Below are 633 nucleotides of genomic sequence, written 5' to 3' on the forward strand. Positions count from 1 at the left end.
TTATTACCTCACCTTTTATAATTCATATTTTCTTGATATTTATTCTATTTTATCATCTAGAGTTTTTTAATTTATTTAAATGTTCGTTGACTGCTTTTGGTACAAGTTGTGATACATCGCCGCCTAATAAGGCTACTTCTTTCACAAGGCTTGAGGCTAGGAAATTATATTCGATTTTGGGGACTAAAAATATAGTTTCTATCTCAGGCTTAAGGGTTTTATTTATTTGTGCCATTTGCATTTCGTGTTCAAAATCAGATATAGCTCTCAAGCCTCTAATAAGAACTTTAGCACTTTTTTTAATTGCATAATCTACAGTTAAGCCTTCGAAACTATCAACCTCCACGTTTTTTAAATCGGTAATTGATTCCCTTATTAAATTCATTCTAACATCAATTGATAAAAATGGGATTTTTGAAGGGTTTATCAATACAGCAATAATAACATGATCAAAAAGATTTGATGCACGGTGCAGTACATCAATGTGACCATTTGTAATAGGGTCAAAGCTTCCCGGATATATTGCTACTGTCAATTTTTACCCCATCTCGCATATATTGAACTAAATTTGAATTATACAATAGAATACAATTAACATAAAATTAAAACTTAACTTTTCCTTACAATTTGCTA

1 protein-coding gene is annotated in these 633 nt (G+C 30.2%); it reads right to left on the reverse strand.

Annotated elements, in window-relative coordinates; all coding sequences use genetic code 11:
- Window positions 1–52: 52 nt before the first annotated feature.
- A complete protein-coding gene (locus tag A2255_10555) occupies window positions 53–535 on the reverse strand; it encodes a pantetheine-phosphate adenylyltransferase (GenBank protein OGI20211.1) in 483 nt (160 codons plus the stop codon).
- Window positions 536–633: the final 98 nt, after the last annotated feature.

It is taken from the genome of Candidatus Melainabacteria bacterium RIFOXYA2_FULL_32_9 (assembly GCA_001784615.1).
Lineage (GTDB): Bacteria > Cyanobacteriota > Vampirovibrionia > Gastranaerophilales > UBA9579 > UBA9579.